Here is a 1,508-nt window from a genome sequence, read left to right as displayed (position 1 = left end):
AGAAACTTGATTTTTCCCGTATCTGATGCCAAATGCGTCTGACCACCACTTGATAGCCCTGCCGCATCAAGCGTGAGATCCCCATTTTGCGCATGCATGGAGAGGTTGCCCTCTGTTTCTATCGTGGTTTTGTTTGTAGTAACTTCTGTTGATTGTTGACGAAACTTATTCTTTTGCTTCGATTTGTCGCCTTCTTTGCCCCTCAGATCCAAATCAAAACTGTTAAAATCTTGCTCTGAAATCGCGTTGAGAGCGCCACCACTGGTGAAATCCCCATTGCCCTTGGCTTTAAACTTTCCCCCAAGGTTAAGATCACCACCTGTGACAATGGTCAAATCTCCATCACTGTTGACTTCTGCCAAATGGTGCTCACTGCTTTGGGCGTTATAATGCCCTTTTTCCAATGTCTCCTTATGGTCACTCTCTAGTACTAATGAACCAAACGTAGCAGAACCATCGACAATCACCGTCATCGGACCGCCACTGCTCCATTGGCCACCAGTCATGCTTAAATCGCCAAGGGAGTGAATGTTTAAATCCTGTATAGAAATGATTTGAGCCTGCTGCCCACTGCGATCAACAAAACCATATTCATTCGTGTCACGGATTTTTGCAGTACCATCAATGATTGTCTTCGCATTGAGGGTGATGATATCCCCCAGAATAACCCCTGAAGAGTTGGCTAAAAGATCGCCACTGCTGAGATCTACAGCACCGCTGCCAAGCAAAAAACCACCATCATTAAACAAAGTTTGCGTAGTCGAAACATGCAATGCACCATTACTTGATATGGTGCCGCTATTGGTAAGACGGTCCGTCTCTATAGTGACGCCATTGCCTTTCAAACGTGCACTGGCAAGGTTTCCTTGCTGCGTTTTTGCCCCATAAACATCTTGTGCTAAAGAAGTGTTTGGTGCCAAATAAACGTGGGGTACCAAGACCTCTTGTCCATCGACAAGGTGGGTCTCAAGCCAGATCATATCATTTTTGATCCCAGCAATTTGCTGAGGCGTTAAGGGCTTGCCTAGCACTAACCCCAAGGGATCTTGCTGCTCCACAGCATTGTCATAGAGCCTTTGCATTTGAGCATTGGGATCTTCAACATCAAGAAGAGTGCGATTGCCTGTCAGTTCAAAGATTTGCTCACCCACCAGACGATATTCAAAATAAGCATCCCCCAACTTTTTGAACACGTGCTCAGGCTTATAATTGCCAATCTTTTTTAAGTAATAGTCCGATCCTAAAAATTTGCTTGGATTGATAAAGTCCTGTCGCGTCTCAACTAAAAACGGCACATCCGGTGATTGGGTCTGTTCCAATTCTGTCTTAACAGAGCTAAGCCCGTCTTGCGTTGGCACCTGTATGGATTCTGGTGCAGGTGTTTTTGTGCTTGGTGCAAAAAGCCCTTTGTGCCCTTTCAAACCATTGATAATCCCATCTAATCGATCATCACTAATCAGTGGTTTGGAACCGTCAAAATCGGTGTTTTTAACACCAGCCAAACCTTT

Annotated in this window: 1 protein-coding gene; it reads right to left on the bottom strand. The window is 45.0% G+C overall.

Annotated elements, in window-relative coordinates:
• Positions 1–1,508: hemagglutinin repeat-containing protein (locus ACFILZ_RS09750; RefSeq protein WP_375682387.1), on the bottom strand; the 1,508-nt coding region annotated here is incomplete at both ends.

Origin of the sequence: Bartonella sp. AP40SXNS (assembly GCF_042195825.1) — a bacterium.
Classification (GTDB): domain Bacteria; phylum Pseudomonadota; class Alphaproteobacteria; order Rhizobiales; family Rhizobiaceae; genus Bartonella.
This window is presented reverse-complemented; position numbering and strand designations above follow the sequence as displayed.